This is a genomic window from Deltaproteobacteria bacterium HGW-Deltaproteobacteria-18, assembly GCA_002841885.1.
GTDB lineage: Bacteria > Desulfobacterota > Desulfovibrionia > Desulfovibrionales > Desulfomicrobiaceae > Desulfomicrobium.
In genome coordinates, this window is record PHBE01000011.1 from 73,786 (window position 1) to 93,930 (window position 20,145).

The 20,145-nt window shown below is 53.4% G+C and carries 16 protein-coding genes, 2 tRNA genes and 1 pseudogene; 9 read left to right on the forward strand and 10 right to left on the reverse strand.

What is annotated here, in order from left to right:
- Nucleotides 1-24 precede the first annotated feature (24 nt).
- The 3 genes from CVU60_11415 to rfbC form a co-directional block, all read right to left on the reverse strand.
- Nucleotides 25-2,085: a molybdopterin oxidoreductase gene (locus CVU60_11415; GenBank protein PKN41341.1), complete on the reverse strand. Its 2,061-nt coding sequence runs from the start codon at nt 2,083-2,085 to the stop codon at nt 25-27.
- Between the two features lie 18 nt (nt 2,086-2,103).
- The gene (locus CVU60_11420; GenBank protein ID PKN41342.1) at nt 2,104-2,643 is read right to left on the reverse strand and encodes a cytochrome C; all 540 of its coding nucleotides are present in this window, start codon (nt 2,641-2,643) and stop codon (nt 2,104-2,106) included.
- Nucleotides 2,644-2,852: 209 nt separating this feature from the next.
- Nucleotides 2,853-3,404 (reverse strand): dTDP-4-dehydrorhamnose 3,5-epimerase, encoded by a 552-nt coding sequence (gene rfbC, locus CVU60_11425; GenBank protein PKN41343.1) that lies wholly within the window; start codon nt 3,402-3,404, stop codon nt 2,853-2,855.
- A 1,131-nt stretch (nt 3,405-4,535) separates the two neighbouring features.
- On the opposite strand from rfbC, the gene CVU60_11430 reads away from it, so the two are divergent.
- The 5 genes from CVU60_11430 to CVU60_11450 all read left to right on the forward strand — a co-directional run bounded on the left by CVU60_11430 (nt 4,536) and on the right by CVU60_11450 (nt 9,918).
- A complete protein-coding gene (locus CVU60_11430; GenBank protein PKN41344.1) occupies nt 4,536-5,300 on the forward strand; it encodes a transcriptional regulator in 765 nt (254 codons plus the stop codon).
- A gap of 1 nt (nt 5,301) precedes the next feature.
- Nucleotides 5,302-5,580, forward strand: coding sequence for a hypothetical protein (locus tag CVU60_11435; GenBank protein ID PKN41345.1), 279 nt, complete (start codon nt 5,302-5,304; stop codon nt 5,578-5,580).
- 466 nt (nt 5,581-6,046) lie between these two features.
- Nucleotides 6,047-7,999 carry a hypothetical protein gene (locus CVU60_11440; protein ID PKN41346.1) on the forward strand — a complete coding sequence of 651 codons (1,953 nt, stop codon included), beginning with the start codon at nt 6,047-6,049 and terminating at the stop codon, nt 7,997-7,999.
- A gap of 171 nt (nt 8,000-8,170) precedes the next feature.
- On the forward strand, nt 8,171-8,941 hold the full coding sequence (locus tag CVU60_11445) for a hypothetical protein (GenBank protein PKN41347.1): 771 nt from the start codon (nt 8,171-8,173) through the stop codon (nt 8,939-8,941).
- 284 nt (nt 8,942-9,225) lie between these two features.
- On the forward strand, nt 9,226-9,918 hold the full coding sequence (locus tag CVU60_11450) for a resolvase (GenBank protein PKN41348.1): 693 nt from the start codon (nt 9,226-9,228) through the stop codon (nt 9,916-9,918).
- A 308-nt stretch (nt 9,919-10,226) separates the two neighbouring features.
- Here the strand turns inward: CVU60_11450 and CVU60_11455 are convergent, their stop codons facing one another.
- From CVU60_11455 to CVU60_11485, 7 genes and pseudogenes are all read right to left on the reverse strand, one after another.
- The gene (locus CVU60_11455; protein ID PKN41349.1) at nt 10,227-10,568 is read right to left on the reverse strand and encodes a hypothetical protein; all 342 of its coding nucleotides are present in this window, start codon (nt 10,566-10,568) and stop codon (nt 10,227-10,229) included.
- An 81-nt stretch (nt 10,569-10,649) separates the two neighbouring features.
- Nucleotides 10,650-11,225 (reverse strand): annotated as a pseudogene (locus CVU60_11460) (type I restriction endonuclease subunit R).
- A gap of 1,436 nt (nt 11,226-12,661) precedes the next feature.
- Nucleotides 12,662-12,883, reverse strand: coding sequence for a hypothetical protein (locus CVU60_11465; protein ID PKN41350.1), 222 nt, complete (start codon nt 12,881-12,883; stop codon nt 12,662-12,664).
- A gap of 325 nt (nt 12,884-13,208) precedes the next feature.
- The gene (locus CVU60_11470) at nt 13,209-13,997 is read right to left on the reverse strand and encodes a hypothetical protein (GenBank protein ID PKN41351.1); all 789 of its coding nucleotides are present in this window, start codon (nt 13,995-13,997) and stop codon (nt 13,209-13,211) included.
- Between the two features lie 282 nt (nt 13,998-14,279).
- Nucleotides 14,280-15,980 (reverse strand): hypothetical protein, encoded by a 1,701-nt coding sequence (locus CVU60_11475; GenBank protein ID PKN41352.1) that lies wholly within the window; start codon nt 15,978-15,980, stop codon nt 14,280-14,282.
- Nucleotides 15,981-16,056: 76 nt separating this feature from the next.
- Nucleotides 16,057-16,147, reverse strand: a tRNA-Ser gene (locus tag CVU60_11480).
- Between the two features lie 6 nt (nt 16,148-16,153).
- Nucleotides 16,154-16,249: transfer RNA gene (locus CVU60_11485), tRNA-Ser, on the reverse strand.
- A gap of 164 nt (nt 16,250-16,413) precedes the next feature.
- Here CVU60_11485 and CVU60_11490 point away from each other — a divergent pair.
- From CVU60_11490 to CVU60_11505, 4 genes are read left to right on the forward strand one after another with little or no spacing between them, the layout of a single operon-like run.
- Nucleotides 16,414-17,706 (forward strand): homoserine dehydrogenase, encoded by a 1,293-nt coding sequence (locus tag CVU60_11490; GenBank protein ID PKN41353.1) that lies wholly within the window; start codon nt 16,414-16,416, stop codon nt 17,704-17,706.
- Nucleotides 17,706-18,896, forward strand: coding sequence for a cofactor-independent phosphoglycerate mutase (locus CVU60_11495; protein PKN41354.1), 1,191 nt, complete (start codon nt 17,706-17,708; stop codon nt 18,894-18,896). The genes CVU60_11490 and CVU60_11495 overlap by 1 nt, the downstream gene beginning before the upstream one ends.
- Entirely contained in the window at nt 18,893-19,306 is a 414-nt protein-coding gene (locus CVU60_11500) for a thioesterase (protein ID PKN41355.1), read from the forward strand. Before CVU60_11495 ends, CVU60_11500 begins: the two co-directional genes overlap by 4 nt.
- 6 nt (nt 19,307-19,312) lie before the next feature.
- Nucleotides 19,313-20,143 carry an amidohydrolase gene (locus CVU60_11505; protein ID PKN41356.1) on the forward strand — a complete coding sequence of 277 codons (831 nt, stop codon included), beginning with the start codon at nt 19,313-19,315 and terminating at the stop codon, nt 20,141-20,143.
- Nucleotides 20,144-20,145: the final 2 nt, after the last annotated feature.

Sequence of the window (20,145 nt, forward strand, 5' to 3'; positions counted from 1 at the left end):
TTCTCCAGGTGCCTTAAGGAAGTGCTACGCCTTGCTGACAGTGACCCGCACCGTTGCGAACCGGGACATCCCAGTCTCCGCTTCGGTGTCGGCAGCAAACAGCTTGTAGACGTTATCTCCCTTGCCTCTGGAAAAAGCATCCCAGGCAGTATGGCCAAGACCCAGGGGGGCCACGACGGTATCATTCATCACGCCTTCAAAAATGCGCACTCGGGCCTTGCACTCCCCACTGGAACTGGCGAGTTTGACGGCATCGTCCTTTTTAAGCCCAAGGTTCTTCGCCGTGGCAGCGTTGACGAGCACGTACATGTCGTTGCCGAGCATTTCATCGAAGCGGATGGCATTGGTGTTGAAAGGAGGAGTGGCTATCTTGGCGCTGCCGATCTTGAGCCGCAACGCAGGGGCGAGGGCCAGGGTCTTGCCGTCCTTGGCCGACACGGCCACCTCCTGCAACGGAGTCGTCCACAACGCCAGATCCTGGGCCGGATACTCTTCCGAAATCCAGGCAGCGCCCTCGACCATCTCGTCGAAGTCTGCGCCAAGCGCTTCGGCCTTGGCCTTGACCACGTCTTCAAAAGACTCAAAGCCCAGATCCAGATCGGCCTTGGCCGCCACGGACAGGAGAACGTCGCCTGCGGGCTTGGTGTCGAATACCGGCTTGATGATGGGTGCGACCACGGTATAGTTCGGCTGACCCGAACCATACGGGGAATAGGCGTCATCAAGGCGTTCAAAGGCGTAGCTGTCAGGCATGATCAGATCAGCCATGGCCGCCGTTTCATCCATGAACGAACTGAAGGAAACCACGAAACCGGCCTTGTCGATGGCGGCCTGCGCCTTGGTCAGATTCGGCAGGGCATAGGCAGGGTTGGCGCCATAGACCATGAGCAGCGCAGGGGCTTCGGCGCCGCCGTCTGCCACGGTGCTCAAATAAGCGACAAGGTCATTGGCGAGCATCGCCTTCTTGTCGGCAGCAGCTTCGACCACTTTGGGCGCCCAGGGCAGTATCCGCACACCGCCGACAGTGTTGACGCGCTGCAAGAGCATGTTCAGGCTCATCCCTGCGGCAAGCTCAAACGCGCCAAGGCCCTGTCCGGCCTCGGCGGCCGTCAGAACCAGCGGCCTTCCGGCCCGGACCAATTCCTGGGCCAGGCCAGTGATGGTCGCCGCTGAAACACCGGTGATTTCGGCCACCTTGTCCAGCGGATAGGATGTCTGCACAAATTTTGCGAAAGAGGCAAAACCGGGCCAGGATGAACGGTCACGATTCGTGCCGGCGATAACCGCCGCAAGCCCCATGGCCAAAACCGGCTCGGTGCCCGCCGCGCAAGGAACCCAGCTGTCGGCTACTGCGCTGGTGCCGTTCTGGACAGGGCCGACATAGACGAACTTGACGCCCTTCTCGCGACTGGCGGAAAACGCCTTGCCGTTACGGGCCACATTGCCCCAGGAACCCAGCGCATCGGCACCGAGCAGGAGCACGTAGTTCGCATTCTCGATGTCATAGCCGACCTGACCGTCTCCGCCGAGCATGGCCAGGGCAGCCGCCGCCGGGGCGCTCTCCCCGGGCATGAAAAAAGATTTGTCCGAACCGGCCTTGCCGACCAGACCGGCCAGAACGTCCGTGACGGAACCGGTCTCGTCACCGCTGATCATGGCCATGTTCGATCCGGCTTCCTTGATCTTGCCGGCAAGCAGTTCTTCCGCTTCATCCCAAGTGATGTCCTTGAAAGAGGAGCCATCCTTGAGCTTGGGGTTCTTGACCCGGGAAGGGCTGTAAAGCAGATGCACGCTGGCCGCGCCCAGGGGACAGATGCCGCCCAGGCTCAAGGGATGATCCGGATTGCCTTCGGCCGCGACGGGCCTTCCGGCCACGGTCTTGACCTTGACGCCGTATGCGTCCGAGCCCAGCTTGCACAGCGCAGGAACCGTCAGTTCCTCGCCGTACTGCAACCGGGGAATCCAGGACCAATTCTGAGTCCATATGGACACGTCATCCAGGGTTTTCCATATTACGGGAGTGAAGAGGCTGCCCGCTACACCGCCAGCCACCAAAGAAATAAAGCTTCTTCTGTCGAGTCCCATCGTAAATCCACTCCTCTCTTATTTGTGGCAGACAAAACAGGCGTTGCTGGCGCCACTTTGGGCATGGCACTCTTCGCATTGCCACATCTTCATGGTGTCCTTGCTGTAGCCCGAAAGCCTGTTTTCATAGTAGACAGGCGGGGTGCTCATGTTGGCCACGTCCGGATGACACGATGTGCAGTCAAGATCCTTGTGCGCGATGTGAGAGAAGTACACGTTGTCGGGCTGTTTCTGATAACCCAGCCATTCAACTTCCTTTTCCTGCTGCACATACTCGGTCACGTAGCGAGCTTCATCAGGATCTTCCCCCTGAACATCCTCATGGCATCCGACACAGTTCGCGTTGGTGGGCATGCCGGCATAGGAGCCATCATCCCGAAACGCATGACAATCTTCACATGCCATGGCCTGATCTTCCACATGCACGACGTGATCGAACCGGATGGGTTGGGTCTTCTGACTGTACAGGACTTTAGGAAAGCCCCACCAACCAAGCACGATCGATGCCACCAAACCGACCAGGAATGGCAACACCACGCAGCTTTTGCATTTTGCCACAGTCCTCTCCTCCTACCGCGTTGAGATGAAATTTGAAAAAAACAGACACGGAATAATTGCCAACCTGTATTCAAGAGGGTCGTCCTGTGTCAAGAGATAATGAAAAAAATCACGATCTTCCAACGCAATCTAACCCCCTCGCAATACATGAAAATTCATGACTGGCGCGGGTATTACCCTACCAATTCGCTCGACAATCAGCCAGCACTCTACATGGAGAAGGGAGAATCGAAATCCGCAAAACAAGGCAATCGCAGATCCTTGTCCGACATGATCGGCGGTAGAGCGGGCCATTCAATGCCCAGGTTCGGGTCGAGGCATGATATGCCGCCATCATGCTCAGGCGAGTAAAACTGGTCGACCTTGTAGAGAAATTGCGTATCGGGCTCCAGGGTCATGTACCCATGGGCGAATCCGGCCGGAATGAACAACTGCAGGAAATTGGCGGCGCTGAGAGTGAAGCCCTGCCATTGGCCAAAGGTCGGCGACCCCTTGCGCATGTCGACCACCACATCGAAGACAGCACCCCGCCCCACCCGCACCAGCTTTGCCTGGGTCATGGGCGGAGCCTGAAAGTGCAGTCCGCGCAGCACCCCGGCCTGAGCTGAAAAAGCCTCGTTGTCCTGCACGAAATCGACATCCAGACCATGCGCGGCAAACAGGCGCCGGCTGTAGGTCTCGCAAAAAAATCCGCGGTGATCGCCAAAAACCCTGGGCTCAAAAAGCAGCACTCCGGGAATTTTTGTCCGGGTCACATCCATAATATGGCCATCCTTGTCGTCGGTGTTCGAGAGTTTTTCGACTATAGCAAGCGCAAGCGGAAAACAATGCCGCTCCGCAACGTGTACCTGCAAGCCCAAATCCAAAACTCGCGAGCCAGACCGACAAGATGGAACAACACTCAAGTCGAGCGTTGCGCTTCATCTCCATCCAAAAAAACAAGAAAAAGACCCGACTGCGGAGCCGGGCCTTTTTTAACCTTTGGACGAAAAACCAAATAAAAAAACCGCCGAAATCTTTATGATTCCAGCGGATCAAGTGCTAATGGCGGAGGGTTAGGGATTCCGCTTTCTGAACAGCAACAGCTTGAAATTACACAACTTTACTTCCAACCTTGAGCCTCTTGTGGGACAGTCTTGGGGACAGTTTTAACAAGCCCGAAGCACCCACCGTTGAATACAATTTTGCGCCAAGATACTCTGGCGGTCAAGCCCACAGAGAGGGCTAATCATTCAGGGTTGGTGACCAAGTGTGACCTCTCGCAGCTGACTGGAAAAAATACTATAATTTTAAGCTGATGCAATTAGGGACCACTTAAAGAGGGGGAAAACGGTCAGAGAATCCGGCAGGCCAATTGATACATCCTCGGAACGTCCGATTGGCAAGGGTTTTCAATTAGGGACCACTATGTGAGAGAAACAAACCGTCAGCGATCACAACAACCACCACGCACAGTGCCGCTCACGGTGCTTGTCCCCTCCCCTGTGTTCATGTCGGGAGCCTACCTCCCCATGCGCAACTATCTTTGAGTGCCGGTAACCCCGGCCATGGGACACCCAAATTTTCGCGCACACAACGCGAACAATAAAGATGTATAAATTCAGCATATTGTCAATTATGGACCACCTAAGGAGAGACAACCGCGAAAATCGCCGGAGACTTTCCAAGCGTCTTGGTCCTCGCCAAAATTTCTGAGTCCATACCATAACGACGTAGCTGCTCCCTACTCGTGCTGGCTGAACCCCTTCTTTCGTTTCGTCTTTCGCCTCGGTGTGCAAATAGCGCCGGGCGACGGACGGAACGAGAGGAGGGGTTCTTTTCGTTCAACCCCAAGGAGCAAGCAAACCCTAGCCTAACAGGAGCATATCGTTATGAACAGTAATTTCCCAGTCATGTCCGAATCCACTACCCAGATCCCCTCCACCCGTACTGCCGATTTAAACAACCCCACCCTGTCCAACATCGTCATCAACCACAACGATGTCCCCATGACCACCTCCCTCAAGGTGGCCGAGGTTTTCGGGAAACGTCATGATCATGTCCTGCGTGACATCGAAAATCTGATCGAGAGGGGTGTCCCCAATTTTGGGGAGACCTCCTACACCCACTCGCAGAACGGCCAGAGCTACCGAATGTACCTGATGGATCGCAAGGGCTTCACCCTGTTGGCCATGGGTTTCACCGGAGACGCGGCCCTCCAGTGGAAGAGCAAGTACATCGATCAGTTCGATAAGATGGAACAGCATATTCGAGGCAACATGCCCAAGTTCGCTGTGCCGCAGACGATGATCGAGGCGATGGAGCTGGCTCTGACCACCATGAAGGAGAACGAGAAGCTTCATGCGCAGAACGCCATCATGGCCCCGAAGGCTGACGTCTATGACGCTATAGTAGCCGACAAGATGATGAAGGTTCACCAGTTCGCTCGGAGCCTCAACGGCACGAATTCCAGACAGACCAAATGGGATCTCTGGAGGGCTGGCTACCTCTACAGGCAGCGCAGCGGTTATCGTGTGTACTCAAAGTATCGTGACAAGTACTTCATGGAGAAGATCGACCCCTCAACCGGGAAAACTGACATCTACGTCACCGATGCAGGCAAGCGTGAAATCGCCAAACTGTACAACCGTGGGATACTGACCATGAAGGGAGCGTAACATGAGGCGGACAAATGAGCCTGCCCCAATGGTCGGAAAAAATTCTGGCGTTAAAAAAACACCGGATAATCCGATGCAAAAAGCGCAGGTGAAAGCGGCAGAAGCTGTCCAAAAGAACTCTGCGCTGCTCGCCATCCGGGCCAAGTGCCTCGACTGCGCTTGCGGCAGTGATGCCGAGATCAGAAAATGCACCTTGGCCCACTGCGCTCTATACCCCTTCAGGATGGGCAAGCGCCCTGGCAGTAAATCCAGATCCAGATCGGCGAAGACGTCAGTCTAAACCATCTATCCCCCCTTCAAGGCTGCCACAAGTTTGATATCCCTGTGTGATCTCATTCCTTTCACATGGCGATGTCCTTGTGGCGGCCTTTTCTCGAAATCAAAAAGATCAAGCCTGCAACGATGGGCGCGGATGTACGCGCAATTTCCCCCAGTCATACAGGGATGTTGATCGCATCACCATCAACACGGCTTGTAGGACGGAAAAAGTTCTGGAGTTCAGAAAATACCGAATAACTCGTGCTTTTTGGAGAGTCTTGTCCGCTTCATGAGCACCAGCATTTCCACTTTAACCATCCCTGATAGCCCTCAGCTCTCCGTACCCCAGACAGCGTATTTTTCGAAACTGATCCGTGAGAGCTTTGGACGCTCTGAATAAGTTGCACTCTTGGGTACGGCGGATTTTCTGGCTGGCCCATATCTCAGCTACACCTTTACCCACCCTCTACGAAAGGAGATTCCACAAGATGCTCAAAGGTATCAATGCCCCAACAGCTATCACCCCGGAAGATTTCGCCCGTGTCATGACAGTGCACTGGCAGGACACCCTCGGCAACGTCCCGAGCCCCGCCCTGACGGCCCTCTGGGAAACCATGGCCAAGACCTTCAATGCCGCCATCAAAAGCGACGGAACCCGCTGGTCCGTCCTCCAGCCTCCAACCGGCACAGGCAAGACGCAGGGCCTGTCAGTGTATGCGGCGCTCACGGCCAAGGCCAACCACGATTCTGAGCAGCAGAATGGCATCCTCATTGTCACCCGTATGATCGAGCAGGCCGATGAGCTGAGGGCGGCCATCGACCGTCTAGCCGGGTTCGAGTGTGCTGTTGCCAAGCATTCGGAGAGCAAGGTCTCACCAGAAGAGATGAGGACGGCTGACGTCCTGATCATCACCCATGCTGCCTACGTCCTGGCCTTGAGTGGATTGTGCAAGGACGACGGGTCACGCTGGCATGATCTGATCGAATGGGATCATGGCAAGCGTGGTTTAACAGTTATCGATGAGGCTCTGAGCAACGTGATCGATGAATATCAGGTGACGGCCTCGGTTATCCGCCAGTGTCTGTCGTACATCACCCCAGAACTGAGGAAACGGTTTCCGATCCAGGTCGAAGGGCTCGAAATGGTCCAAGACGTTCTGGAACGCATCGCCGAGATGTCCGCCTCAGATAACGGAGATGATCAGCACCATTCCCGCATTGTCTGGCGAGGCATTCATGATGGTCGGATCGGATTCCCAGAATGCCTCTCCATGCTGCCACTTCGCCAGGCAATGACTGGGCTGCGGTATGACCTTGAAGCTCTGCGTAAAGACGCGCCGATGGAGCGCCAGAGGATTGCCAACATGGTGGACAACTGCCTGGCAAGCGTGGATGCCATCCTTTCCACATGGGGCTACTACGCCAAGAAAGGAGTCGAGCACACCTTCAATGCCTCCCGGCTATTGATCCCCGACGACCTTCCTGCTCCAGTGGTGCTGGATGCAACAGCGAATCAGAACTTCCTCTGGGAACTTCTTGGGGACCGGGCGGACATCAAGCCCATTCCGGCCAACACACGCAGCTACAGGAACGTAACCCTGCACGTGTCACGTATCTCGGGCGGGACAGGCAAAAGTACCATGATCAAGGAAGGTCAGATCAGGATTCCTCGCTTACTGTCCGAACTTGAGACTCCCCTCGGCCCGGATCGGAATGTCTTCCTCTGCGTACATCAAAAGATTGAACACCTGCCGCTTAAGTACTCACCAGCATTCAACAGTTTCTCGGTGGGTCACTGGGGAGCGGTGGACGGTCGGAACGACTGGCAGAACTACGACACAGCAGTCATCTTTGGGCTGCCCTACCGTGACCACGTCTGGGCCACCAACGCCTTTTTTGCTCTACAGGGACTCCAGGACAATGGCTGGATGCGCGACCCCCAGTGGAAGTCCTACTCTGACGTCAGAGATGAATTGCAGAGCAAACAGGTGACGGTATCCATCATCCAAGCCATCAACCGCATCCAATGTCGTCGGGTCATTGATGAAGCTGGCAACTGTCCAATTTCGGACGTCTTCATCGTCCTGCCTGCCGGCAAACGTGGAGACCGCCTTCTTGACGCCATTCAGCACGAAATGCCCCACATCCTCGTCAAGAACTGGGCCTTCAATCCTGACGGCAAGAAGGCCATGGTCCGTAAGAACACCAGCCACGATGCCTTGCTGAAGTTCATGACCAACCGGCTACCTGGCCAGACTACGGTGTCAACGCTCAGGAAAGAACTCGGCCTGTCACCGAAGATGATCAAGAGCCTCAAGGCGGCACTTCGGCTGACTGACCACCCACTGACCATCGCACTGGGTGAACTCGGTGTGACCCCGGTGTCGTCAGGATACGGCAAGGGTGCCAAGTTCTACCTGCTGAAATCTGAGGTCGTGTGAGACTTCTCACGCCGTCCTTCATCAGAAGCAACTCACGTCCACCTCGCTCCGCTTTACCAACCCCTGGCCACATACTCTCGGTATAGAGCTTCAGGGACCGATAAAGCTCGATCACCGTCAATCCGTCCTCGAAGTACTTTAGCCATCGTGGCTCTCGACAGATGCGCAGTCATGCGTCCTGTTCATCTTCAACACCCATCACCAAACAGAAGACAGACAACCATGAATAATGCCACCGCTATCAGAACCACCAATACAGAATCCGAAGTCCTCATCCCCGAGATTGTGTCCCCGCTATCGGAAGACAAGTCCTCCTCCGTGAGAAGCGTGACTCATGACCCTGGCACCGTCCTTACAGCAAAAGTACTAACAGATACCCTTCCAGTTCCTGCCGACTGTGATCTCTGCGGGACGAAAGTCAGAGCCTTTGTTGATCAACATGACAATCGGTGGTTTGTCGGCACGGACCTCCTTGAAGCCTTGGGGCTGACTACTGGAACAGCGAAACACTACATGCGATTGGATGCTGATGAAAAAGCACTCGTCAGTCGCTCCGATCTCGGTCTACATCCCGGCAAGTCCATGACCCTCATTTCAGAACCAGGGTTGTACAGATTCATTTTTAGATCTCGAAAACCAGAAGCCAAATGTTTTGTGGACTGGATCTGTCACGAAGTGTTGCCCTCCATTAGAAAAACTGGCGCCTACTTTACCCCACAGAAGATCCAGGATTTGATGGATGATTCTGACGAGGCGATCCTCAAATTTGCAGCACGAATTGCAGAACGTGCAATCGTTGAGCAAGAGACTCTTCGAGAAAAAGCTGCAGGAACGTACGTGCTCAAGCTGACGCCTTTCAGTTCATCCTCACCAGCGAACCGCCGGAAGGATCTCTTGATCAACAGGATTGAGTATCAGGGAGACCGGGCTGTTTTGAGGTGAAAAATGTGAGAGCCGATATCGTGCATAGACCGATGCATCTTCCCCCCGTACCCAATGCTGCAAATCGAAGGGAGCAGATCTAACGATCTCGTTCACATTGACTCAGTTCCCAACCATCCCATGACGGGGCGGGGCCGCCGTGCTCTTCCCCCCGTCTCATCACCCTCAACAGAAGTACTTTAGCCTGCCTGACTTTCAGCCTTGACGAACATCACTGCCGGCTATTACAAAATCTCCTAACGGTCGTAAGCAGATTATGAACGGCACCAAAAAGGAGAGTGATCATGGTTCAGCACAGCGGGAAGTTCGTCTCTTACCTGCGAGTATCCACCGCCAAGCAAGAGGAGTCGGGGCTTGGGATTGAGGCCCAAAGGAAAGCCGTCCTTGATTTCCTGAATGGCGGGAACTGGGAACTCCTGGCCGAGTACATGGAAACCGAGAGCGGCAAGAAGAACGACAGACTCAAACTGGCCAAGGCTCTGGATCACTGCCGGATCACAGGCGCTACCTTGGTCATAGCCAAGCTGGACCGCCTGTCACGCAATGCTCGCATCCTGCTCGGCCTTCAGGAGGCTGGCGTGAAATTCGTGGCTGCGGACATGCCCACCGCCAACGAGCTTACGGTGGGCATCATGGCGTTGGTCGCCCAGGAAGAACGGAAGGCCATCTCGGCTAGGACCAAGGCAGCTCTTGCTGCCGCCAAGGAACGAGGCGTGAAGTTGGGGTGTCCGAATGGAGCTGCTCATCTTCGCCAGTACGGAAATGAGATGGGAGTTGAGGCCATCAAACGGGGAGCCTATGAACGGGCCTCGAAGTTGGCCGGAGTGGTCAAAGAGATTCAGGAGGCCGGGGCTACCAGCTTGCGGGAGATTGCCGAGGAACTGAACCGGAGGAGCATCACCACAGCAAGGGGCGGGGCCTGGCATGCGTCCAGCGTGAGGAACCTACTGGCCAGGGTCACAGGGGAGGCCAGCTAGGGAAGCAGTTCATATTTCACAAACTATGTTTCACAAACAATCCATGATCCTCTGTTTATTTTTTTCGCTTGGGCCTCAAGAACCATCCGGCAAATCTAAGTTGAACTTAGGGTTGCCTTCGTGCCCAAGATCACCGGGAACCTATCGTTTCACAAGAGGAGCCTTCTTGAACTCGTAAAGGTGGGCCTGGAATCGTTGCTTGTTTCATTGTCCAAGCTGTGAGGCTTTCCTTAGTTGAATCCTGATCAACAGCTTCCAGCTCCAGGGGCGACATCGTCAAATCAGCACGCATTTCTAGACTTAGGACCTTACTTCATATTTAGTATCTCATTAACAAAATCTTTATGTACGAATACGAAATCTCCTCCTTCACCCATAAAATTGATTACAATATTTTGATCCATATAAAAATTCATTTGTAATAAAAATCCATTTTTGACAACAGACTCATTATACGGGTAGTTTTGCTTGATAAAATTTTCTATTTCAGAAAGACGAACGATCTCACCTTTAGACAGGCCATTTTGAAGACAATCTTGGGCTATTTCCGCCCCGGCATCCACCCATCTCTGAGAGCGTTCCATCACTCTTTCCACCAAACCTTCAGCATCATTACCGCCACCAAATAACTTCTTAAAAAAACCAAACATTCTCGTTCTCCTTTCTCAATGAAAGCCCCAACACCGCAAGGCTTGCTCCTTCGCCGAAGAGTTCCCCAACATCTGACGAGGCATTACCTTATACAGACCCGCATGATCCAACAAGATATCCCGCAGTCCATGCCTGCTCCAGCGCCTGCCTACTCATGGTCGCGTGAGCCTCAAGGGCATTCATGATGGCGCTTAGAATCTCGTTGGCCAGATCCGGTGAATTGGCGAACTGTTCCTTGGTGTTGTTCGCCGCCTACTCGGCCAGGATCTCCGACTCCATCAGCTTCCCCTTGATGACGTTGTTCACGTAGATCAGCTTGTCGTTATCCGTCAGCTCACCCTCGAACAGCTCGTTCACTTTGGAGATGATTACGGCCAAGAGTGCCTTTTGCTTGTCCCGGACCTCGCCGCTCCCTGGGTCCGTCATGGGTTTCAGCTTGTCGGGGTCGCCAGTCCAACCGGCAAGTCCCGCTTGCCTTTGTTCTTGAGATCGTGGTGAGTGAGCACCACCCCTGACAAAGCGACCTCGTCCCGCTCCCGTCCGAACTCCAGCGGGGGCAGAAGACGCCGATAGAAGATGGAGCGCTTCTCGATGTCCGTGTTCTCGTAGTTGAAGATCTGGGACAGGAAGGAATAGACTCGCTTGAAGGCCCCCATGTTCCGCTTGAACAGCTCCAGGGCGTTCTTCTCGTCCAGGGCGTCCTTTTCAGCCTTGTGGTCCTCGATGGCCCGTGCCGCCTTGATGGCCTTTTGAAAATCCTTGCAGCGGAGGAGCAGGCGTTCAGCCACGGGTGCTATGGCGGCGACGAGATCCTTCTGGGTGGACCTTGGGTCCACTACGTTGACCGCCCGGTTCACCTCGTTGTCATCGTAGAAGCCCTGAGAGTCGAGCTTGGCCCGGAGGTCGAAGACGAGATCCGAATCGGTCACGTCCTCCAATTCTGCAGAACAACACTCAAGGTAGAAAAAATTATTACGTAGTCAAAAAAAAGCACTTATTAAAACGCTGACGCTGAACACCTACTGATTTTTCATCGATCGTGACAGCGTGATCACCTGCACAACAGTCATCAATTGAATGAATTACTGTATCGTTATCTTCAAATTCAAATATATAACCATCATCATCGACAAAATACAACTCTCCAGTTCCTATGCGCAGTTGCTTACAATAGCTCGTCAAATTTGTACAAGCAATATCAACATTTCGAAACTTATCTTTCAAATATTGCAAAGTTTTTAGATTCGGATGATCATCCGACTGACAAGGACAACTCAGGGAAGCCAAAAACAACGTGTCTGGACTTATCGAATCGACCAGAAATTTTTCAACTTGCGGGGTATAAGATCCATGATGCGGAAATTTAAGAAAACGCACTCCTGTACAAAATTGATTATCAGACAGTGCACGAACTCTATTCGCTACAGTTCTCCACATCTTACCTGCATAATCACCAGCGAATAGGCCGAATACAGATCCAGAACCAGCTTCGCGAATCATCATGACCAAACTTGTGTTATTGAGATTTCCAGAAAATTTGGATTTCCGGTTCATTGCAGAGCGAATCTGCTCTTCTATTTCCGTGGAATTTGGAGAGACAAAAGAAAAATCGAGACCTTCATGCAAAAAAGTGTCCCAACACCCTGCTTTGTTGCCCTGATGCGACCTAGTAAGCCTTATCGTTGGATCTCCTTCACAATTCTTCAAAACAGAACAACTTGAGCAAATACTACCAAGAATACTCTGCATCAAAGACTTTTGCTGCTCAGGGTATAGGCGAGCAAAGTAATTAAGCCTAATTTCATCACGATCTGGCAAATAAGGAGTGACTAGATAATTCAATGTGCCATTACAAGATCGAATATACTCTAGAAGAACTGGAACTCCAGAACAATGATCTGCATGATAATGAGTTATGAAAACAGATTCAATGTTTACAATATTATGACTTCTCAAATACTCAACGACAGGGACGCTCCTCGATACTTCCGCACAATCAACGATACTGTACTTAGCAAATTCGCCTTCGCCAGTCTTAATGATATAGGAATCACCCAGCGCAACATTAAAGCTCAATACTGTAAACGCCATTTTAAAGCGCCATTATCAAATCTTTAAGCCCTTTATCATTTTCTAAATTAATTTTTCTAGCCTTAAATATTTTTATTTTCTTTCTTCCATTTCGCTCAACGCCCTCTATCATCACATGATCATGCAGTACTGGCCTCCAACCAAGACACGAGAAAGACCGCTCTATAAGAACCTCTTTTCCATCAATGACACTAATTATTTTTGCACCTGAGTAATCCCCCATTAAATCCTTTGTATAACCGACAACTTCACCTCTTTCTACAAATTCTTGCTTTTCAATTTTTAATGAAGCTACAGATATTTTATTATATATCTGCCCCTCCCATTTATCTGCAAAATTAGAATTTGCATCGTAGGCACTCACGACCCCCCCACTCTGAACACCAAAAGACGCCCCTACTAATGCAATTGTTGGAACGACAGCTGAAGCTACAGCAATAGTTTTCCCGGCCAACGCCTTCAAGCCACCAGTAAGTGCGTCGCCAGACTCGTCACAATTACAAACACGACTACCTGTAGAAGCAGCATAAATATCGGATGTTATGTTTTCAGTTTTCACGTTTTCTTCTTACTACCTTTAGAAGTTCAGCGCTATCTTGTAATTTAACCAACTCTACCCGCAAATTTGAAAGAATGTCTTTTGGCGTCCCAATCTCTTCAAAACTGCACGGGACCTTCGGTACTATTTGATAGTCGAATACAGCACCAATTGTAGGACAAATATTTTCAGAACGAACCTCAGAGTTCGCTATGTCAAAATTTAAGTACCTGAAACTTCCATCTTTATCATCAAACTCATATCTATTATGAGTCTTTTTTTCTTTATTAACCCAGCCCTCTAAGGCCGCGCCAGAGTCATACTTTTTATACAGGGTCCATTCGAAATCATTCCCTAATTTTAAGCAATGATACTCGACAAGTCCGACAAATTTTATCTTAGGAAAAAGATGGCCACATATCTTGTAAATTAGTTCCAAAAATTCAACAGAGGATTTTATAAAATCTTTAGTATAATTTTTATAATCAGGTCCGCTTAAAATAAGCACACTCTGCTTATCAAAAAGATCGCCATAAAAGTCTTGATATGATATCCTTTCAGTCTTTTTGTCCTTGAAATGATCAGCCAACTCTTTATGAAAAAATATAGAGCTAGAAATAACAATATTTTTTACATTTATATGAACTGCAAAATTATCAATCTTTACAACAATAGCATCAGACTTATGAGAAATGAGTCTAACATCGACATCTTCTATCAAGTAAAAAGCATCAATAATTTCGTTAAAACAGTTTGCTAGCATATATTTTGGAGTATCAAAATGCACACCATACACCATAGCACTTAATGTAGACGAACTATCAAACTTCATTTTATACCCAATGTGTTAATAAGCAAGCCATTAACTGACACATAAATAACCGGACAACACATTATGTGCTGAAATTGCTGATTTTTTTTGGCCATCGCTCATTTCACGATCAAAGTCAATCTATCAAACTGAAATATTACTTTCGCCCATAGCATCTATCACCTCAACAACATCGCGACCACAACCCATCACAAATAAAAGCTTTTTTCTTCACAAGACCTCTGCGCCAGCAGTGGGTCACCAATTTTTTTAAACACCTAAAACATATAAATGCCCCAAGTTTAACTCCGGATAGCATAGCTTCTCCATCTCTCTTGCCAGCACTTCAAGACTGGCTCCTTCTCCATATATCTCACCAGCCCCAGGCAGGGCATGTCCTTGAAGGAGATCCCGATACTCCTTGGAGACCCCGGAATTCCTGAATCCGTCCTTAACAGTATGACGAAAGGAATGAAACACCTTCCTTGGATCAGCTATACCGTGCTTCCGGGCATACTTGCCCCACCACTTGGTAAAGTTTTCCGTGGGACTGCTCTGCCCTGACTTCAGATCAGGAAACAGCGGACCGCCGCCTTCAGCCTGCCGCCCTCTCACGTACGCCACAAAGCCTAGGCGGACCAACTCATGATGAAGCGGGACCATGCGTTTTGCACTGGCAGTCTTTGTCCCGGCAAAAGTCAGATCAAAGAAAATGATTCCACGTTCTTCCTTCACATCATCCGTGGTCAGCCTTCCGAGTTCCTGCAACCGTGCTCCTGTGAACAGAGCCAGCAGGGGCAGCCACTTGGTAGCCTCAACGCCACCGGCCTTTGGGCGTTCCCCAGAGGTGAAGACAGGGAACCGGAAGATCATGTTCAGATCGTCGATGGAGTACGGAAGACGTGCCTTCGGAGCAGCCTTGTTCATGCTGACTTTGATACCGGCAGCCGGGTTGTTCTCGATGTAGCCGTTCACAGCGGCCCAGTTCAGCACAGCCCCAATGGCGCTCATGTGCTTGTCATTGACGGTCTTGGGGGAAAGCCGGGGCAGGTCGGGCTGTTGCTCTCCAAGCTCAAGAAGCTGGGGCACAGTGTAGGTGCGGTACTTGTGGGCAAGGCGGATGATTACAGGAACCTTGAGCATGGCGTCCTTGAAGTCCCTGACGTGGACCTTGGTGATCCGCTCAACGGGCATGTCTCCGTGAAGTTCGATAAAGCGGTCTATGCTTTTCCGGTTGTCCTCCAGATAGCCTTCGGAAGAAGTCCTCCGCTTCTCCTCTGCCCACTTCTCAAACAGGCCGGAGAGCTTGAGCTTCCCGTCATCGCTGACTTGGTCAGGGGCAGATGGAAGCACCGGGAAAAGCTCCCCTGCTGGCCGTGGTGGTGTATCAACCACGTCCCCTTGGAATCTCCGGCCCTGCTTCTCTGACGCCAAAACAGCGGCCTTCAGAAACCTATAGGCCAGAGCCTTGAAGCTATCACTTGACTGATCCAGAGACACGCCATGGTTGATGAGCCAGTCCTCGACAGCGTCAGCAACAACAGCGACATTCCCACGGGCCAAGGCATGTTTGTAAGATGTGATCTGCTCGTGATGCTTCTGCTGCAACCAGTCGAAGTACTCATCATCAAGGCCGTCCTGCCGGATCTCTTCGTCAGCCTTGAGCATGCTGTGCTCAAGCATCAAGGCAAGGCGGTCAATCTCAACGGCTGAAATCTCCGTACGGATCTCAGCGGAGAGCTTTGCCCTGACCTCGGTGAACTCTTGGTCGAGCTTGACGAATTCCATCCGGGCCTTTTCGCAGGCTGTCCGATAGTCGGCAGTCTCAAGGCTGAATGTGATTTCTTTTTTGGGATAATAATGATTGAGAAGATCTTGAGGAATGCGCCGCCGGAACCACCAGTGGGTGGTCCCTTTGCGGCGTCTAACGCCTGGACATTTTGCCATTGTTTCCATGCCCCTGTGGTACATCGTTGTGGGACAGTTTGGAAGCAAAAGCTAATGCAATTCGAGGATGTTGCGTAAATCCGATAGGATGAAGAAAAAATGGCGGAGGGTTAGGGATTCGAACCCCAGATGCCCGCAAAGGCATGCCGGTTTTCAAGACCGGTGCAATCAACCAGCTCTGCCAACCCTCCAAGGAATGGCGGAGAGGGAGGGATTTGAACCCTCGATAGAGGTTTAAGCCCCTATACTCGCTTAGCAGGCGAGCGCCTTCAGCCTAGCTCGGCCACCTCTCCGTTCATTGAAGAAGTGGCTAGTTATCCAAAAGCACATGGGGCGTCAACAAAAAATGACCCGGTTTAACATGCTTTGTCATTTTGACAGCGCGTGAAGGATACGGCAAATAGCTTTTTTTTGGCTCCACAAACTTTTTCTCAATGCTGCGGCGTGGAGGAATTCCTTGAAAGACTCTGTCATCCATCTCGGCTTGGCCGGCCTTGGCACCGTAGGTTCCGGGCTCATAAAGATCATCCAGGAGAATAACGACTGGATCGAACGCAGACTGGGTAAAACGCTGAAGGTCAAAACCATCATGGTCCGCGACCTGGACAAACCCAGAAACGTCATCCCATCCCCGGACACGACCTTCACCACCAGCATGGACGATCTGATAAACGATCCGGAAATCGACATCATCGTCGAGCTGGCCGGTGGCATCGAATTTCCGCGAACCCTGATCACCCGGACCCTCGGCAGCGGCAAATCCGTGGTCACAGCCAACAAGGCGCTTTTGGCCGAGCACGGTCCGGAGCTTTTCGAGTTGGCGGCCAGCAAAAACCTCGGACTCTATTACGAGGCCAGCGTCGCCGGCGGCATTCCCATCATCCAGACCCTCAAAGAGAGCCTGGCCGGCAACCGCATCAAGGCGCTGACCGGCATACTGAACGGCACGGCCAACTTCATCATGTCCGAAATGTCCGAAAAGGGTGAGGATTTCGCCACGGTGCTGGGCAAGGCGCAGGCCAAGGGCTACGCTGAAGCCGATCCGACTTTGGACATCGAAGGCATCGACGCGGCCCACAAGCTGGTCATCCTCATCCGGCTGGCCTACGGCCTGGACTACCCCATGAGCAAGCTCACGGTGGAAGGCATCTCCAAGGTCGAGCAGTTCGACATCATCCTGGCCAAGGAATTCGGGTACCGCCTGAAGCTCCTGGCACAGGTCCGCGACAAGTCCGGCATGCTGCATGCCGGGGTCTACCCGGCCCTTCTGCGCCAGGACCACATTCTGGCCAAGGTCGACGGCCCGTTCAATTCCATACTGCTCGAAGGCAACGCCGTGGGACCAGTCATGCTCTATGGACAGGGCGCGGGTGACCTGCCCACCGGCAGCGCCGTGCTGGCCGACATCCTGGCCCTGGCCCGCACCAACTGCGTGCCCAACAACACGGGCTTCCTGGAAGCCAGGCTGCCTCATGCGCAGATTCTGGCTCCCGAACTGACCGTGTTCCGCCACTATTTCCGATTCACGGTGGTTGACCGCCCCGGCGTCATGGCCTCCATCGCAGGCGTCATGGGCGAGTACAACATCAGCATCGCCCAGGTCGTGCAGCGCCAGTACGCACCCAATGACGGGGTTCCGATCGTTTTCATCAGTCACTCCGCACAGATGCAAAATGTTACCGCAGCCCTGGACACCATCAAGAAATTCAGCTTTGTGCTCGATCCGCCGGTGCACTACAGGATCATCTGATGTCAAAAATCGTTTTTCTGGTTGCCGACGGCATGGCCGGGTGGCCCCTGGACATCCTGGGAGGGCGCACCACCCTGCATGCCGCAAGCACCCCGACGCTTGACCTTCTGGCTCCCAAATCCCGTTGCGGCCTGTGCCAGACAGTTCCTCATGGCATGCCCCCGGGCTCCGACGTGGCCAACATGAGTCTGCTGGGCTACGACCCGCGAATTCATCATACCGGACGCGGTCCCATCGAGGCCGCCGCTCAGGGACTGACCCTGGGCCGGGATGATCTGGTCTGGCGCATGAACCTGGTCCGTTTGACCCACCTCACGGATGAAGGGGTGATGCAGGACTATTCCTCCGGCCACATCAGCACCGACACGGCCGCCCCCCTGATCGCCCGGTTGGCCGAGATGGCCGAGGACGGTCCTTTTGAGCCTGTCCAGGGCATCCAGTACCGTCATCTTCTGGTGCAAAGAGACGGCGCGCTGACCAAAGCGGCAGAGCTGCCCATCCGCCCCCCCCACGACATCCTGGACCAGAACATCGCCCAGGACCTCAAGGCCTATGCCACCTTTCCGGAAATGCTCGCATTCATGCGGGCGGCTCACGAATATCTGCGCGGCGACACGACCTCCAAAGCCACATCGATCTGGCCATGGGGACAGGGACGACCGCTGGCCCTGCCCGCTTTTACCGACAGCTTCGGCCTGCGCGGAGCTGTGGTCTCGGCCGTGGACCTGGTCAAGGGGCTGGGCCGGGCAGCGGGCATGGACGTGCTGGAGGTCAAGGACGCAAACGGCCTCATTGACACCAATTACGAAGGCAAGGTCGAGGCTGCGCTGAATTTTCTGAAGCACGGCGATTTTGTCTACCTGCACGTTGAAGCCCCGGACGAGTGCGGACACATGGGAGACGCGGAACTGAAAAAGCGCGCCATCGAGCTTTTCGACCAGCGCATCGTGGCGCCGGTGCTGGCGGCTCTTGCTCATGAGGATGCCACCATCGTGGTCACCTGCGATCATTTCACCCCCGTCGTCCGGCGGACGCACACCGAGGACGCAGTGCCCTTCCTGGTCTACAGAACGCTGGATCCAAAAGCCGACGGACCCGACGTCTTCAATGAAGACACGGCGCAAGGCACGGGCCTTTTCCTCCCTGAGGGCCGCGACCTGCTGACCTTCTGCCTGGAACAAGGCGCATGAAGACGGTCTTTCCACAGCCCTCGTGCTGGCTCGCCCACCGAGTCTCCTACGGCGAAACCGACGCCATGGGCGTGGTCTATTACGCAAATTATCTACACCTCTTCGAACGCGGCCGGGGAGAGCTGATCCGTGGCCTTGGGTTCAGCTACTCAACCGTGGAGGAGCGCGGCATCTTCCTGCCGGTGCGCGAAGCCACGTGCCGCTATCTCGCTCCCGCACGCTACGACGAGATCATCCATATCCGCACCGGTTTGGCCGGTCAGTCGCGAGCCAGCCTCAACTTTGCTTATGAAATCACCAATGCGGACCAAAGCACGGTCCTGACCCGCGGGTCGACCCAGCACGCAGTGGTCAATGCCCAAGGCAAGCCGGTCCGTATTCCGGATTGGCTCTCGGCCCTGTTCGGCTAGAGACGCATGATCGACTGCCACACCCATGTGTTCCCTCCGAAAATAGCGCCCAGACTTGCCGCAGCAATTGGGCGGGACCTCGGGCTGAGTCCGGCCGGAGACGGCTCGGCCGAGGATCTTCTCAAGCACCTGGACCGCGCCGGCCTGTCCCATGCGCTCTGCTTCACCGCCGCCCTGCGCCCCGACCAGATGATTCCGGCCAACTCCTGGATGCTTTCCCTGCGCCGCACGCACTCCCGGCTCATTCCCCTGGGCACTGTCCACCCGGACCATCCGGCCTGGGAGTCAGAACTGGACCGCCTGGAAAGAAACGGCATCCGGGGCCTCAAAATCCACCCCGACCTCTGCGGCATCGGGCTGGACTCTCCCCGATGGAACCCTGTCTGGGAAGCGGCGCAGGGGCGCTTTTTGATCATGATCCACATGGGTCCGGTCAGGGAAGGAGGCACGACCCTGTCCCGCCCACGCGAACTGGCCATGATTTTGGAACATTTCCCGGGCCTTGAGGTCATCGCCGCGCATCTGGGCGGACTCTACCTCTGGGAAGAGACCCTCGCCCATCTCGCGGGGCGTAATTTATATATGGATACGTCCTGCTGTCCGGGAGTGGTCCCGGCTTCGACATTCGAGGCAATCCTGAAGCGACACGATCCCGCGCGAATTCTCTTCGGCAGCGACTACCCCCTCTTCAGCCCGGACGAGCAAATGAGCGCCCTGACCCGGCTTTTGACGCGCATCGACATGCCGGCTGAAATGGTCATCGGGAACGGGGCAATCCTGGCGAAGAGACTCCAAACCAGCGGATTTCCAGATCTAGCGCCAACTCCCGGGCATTGACT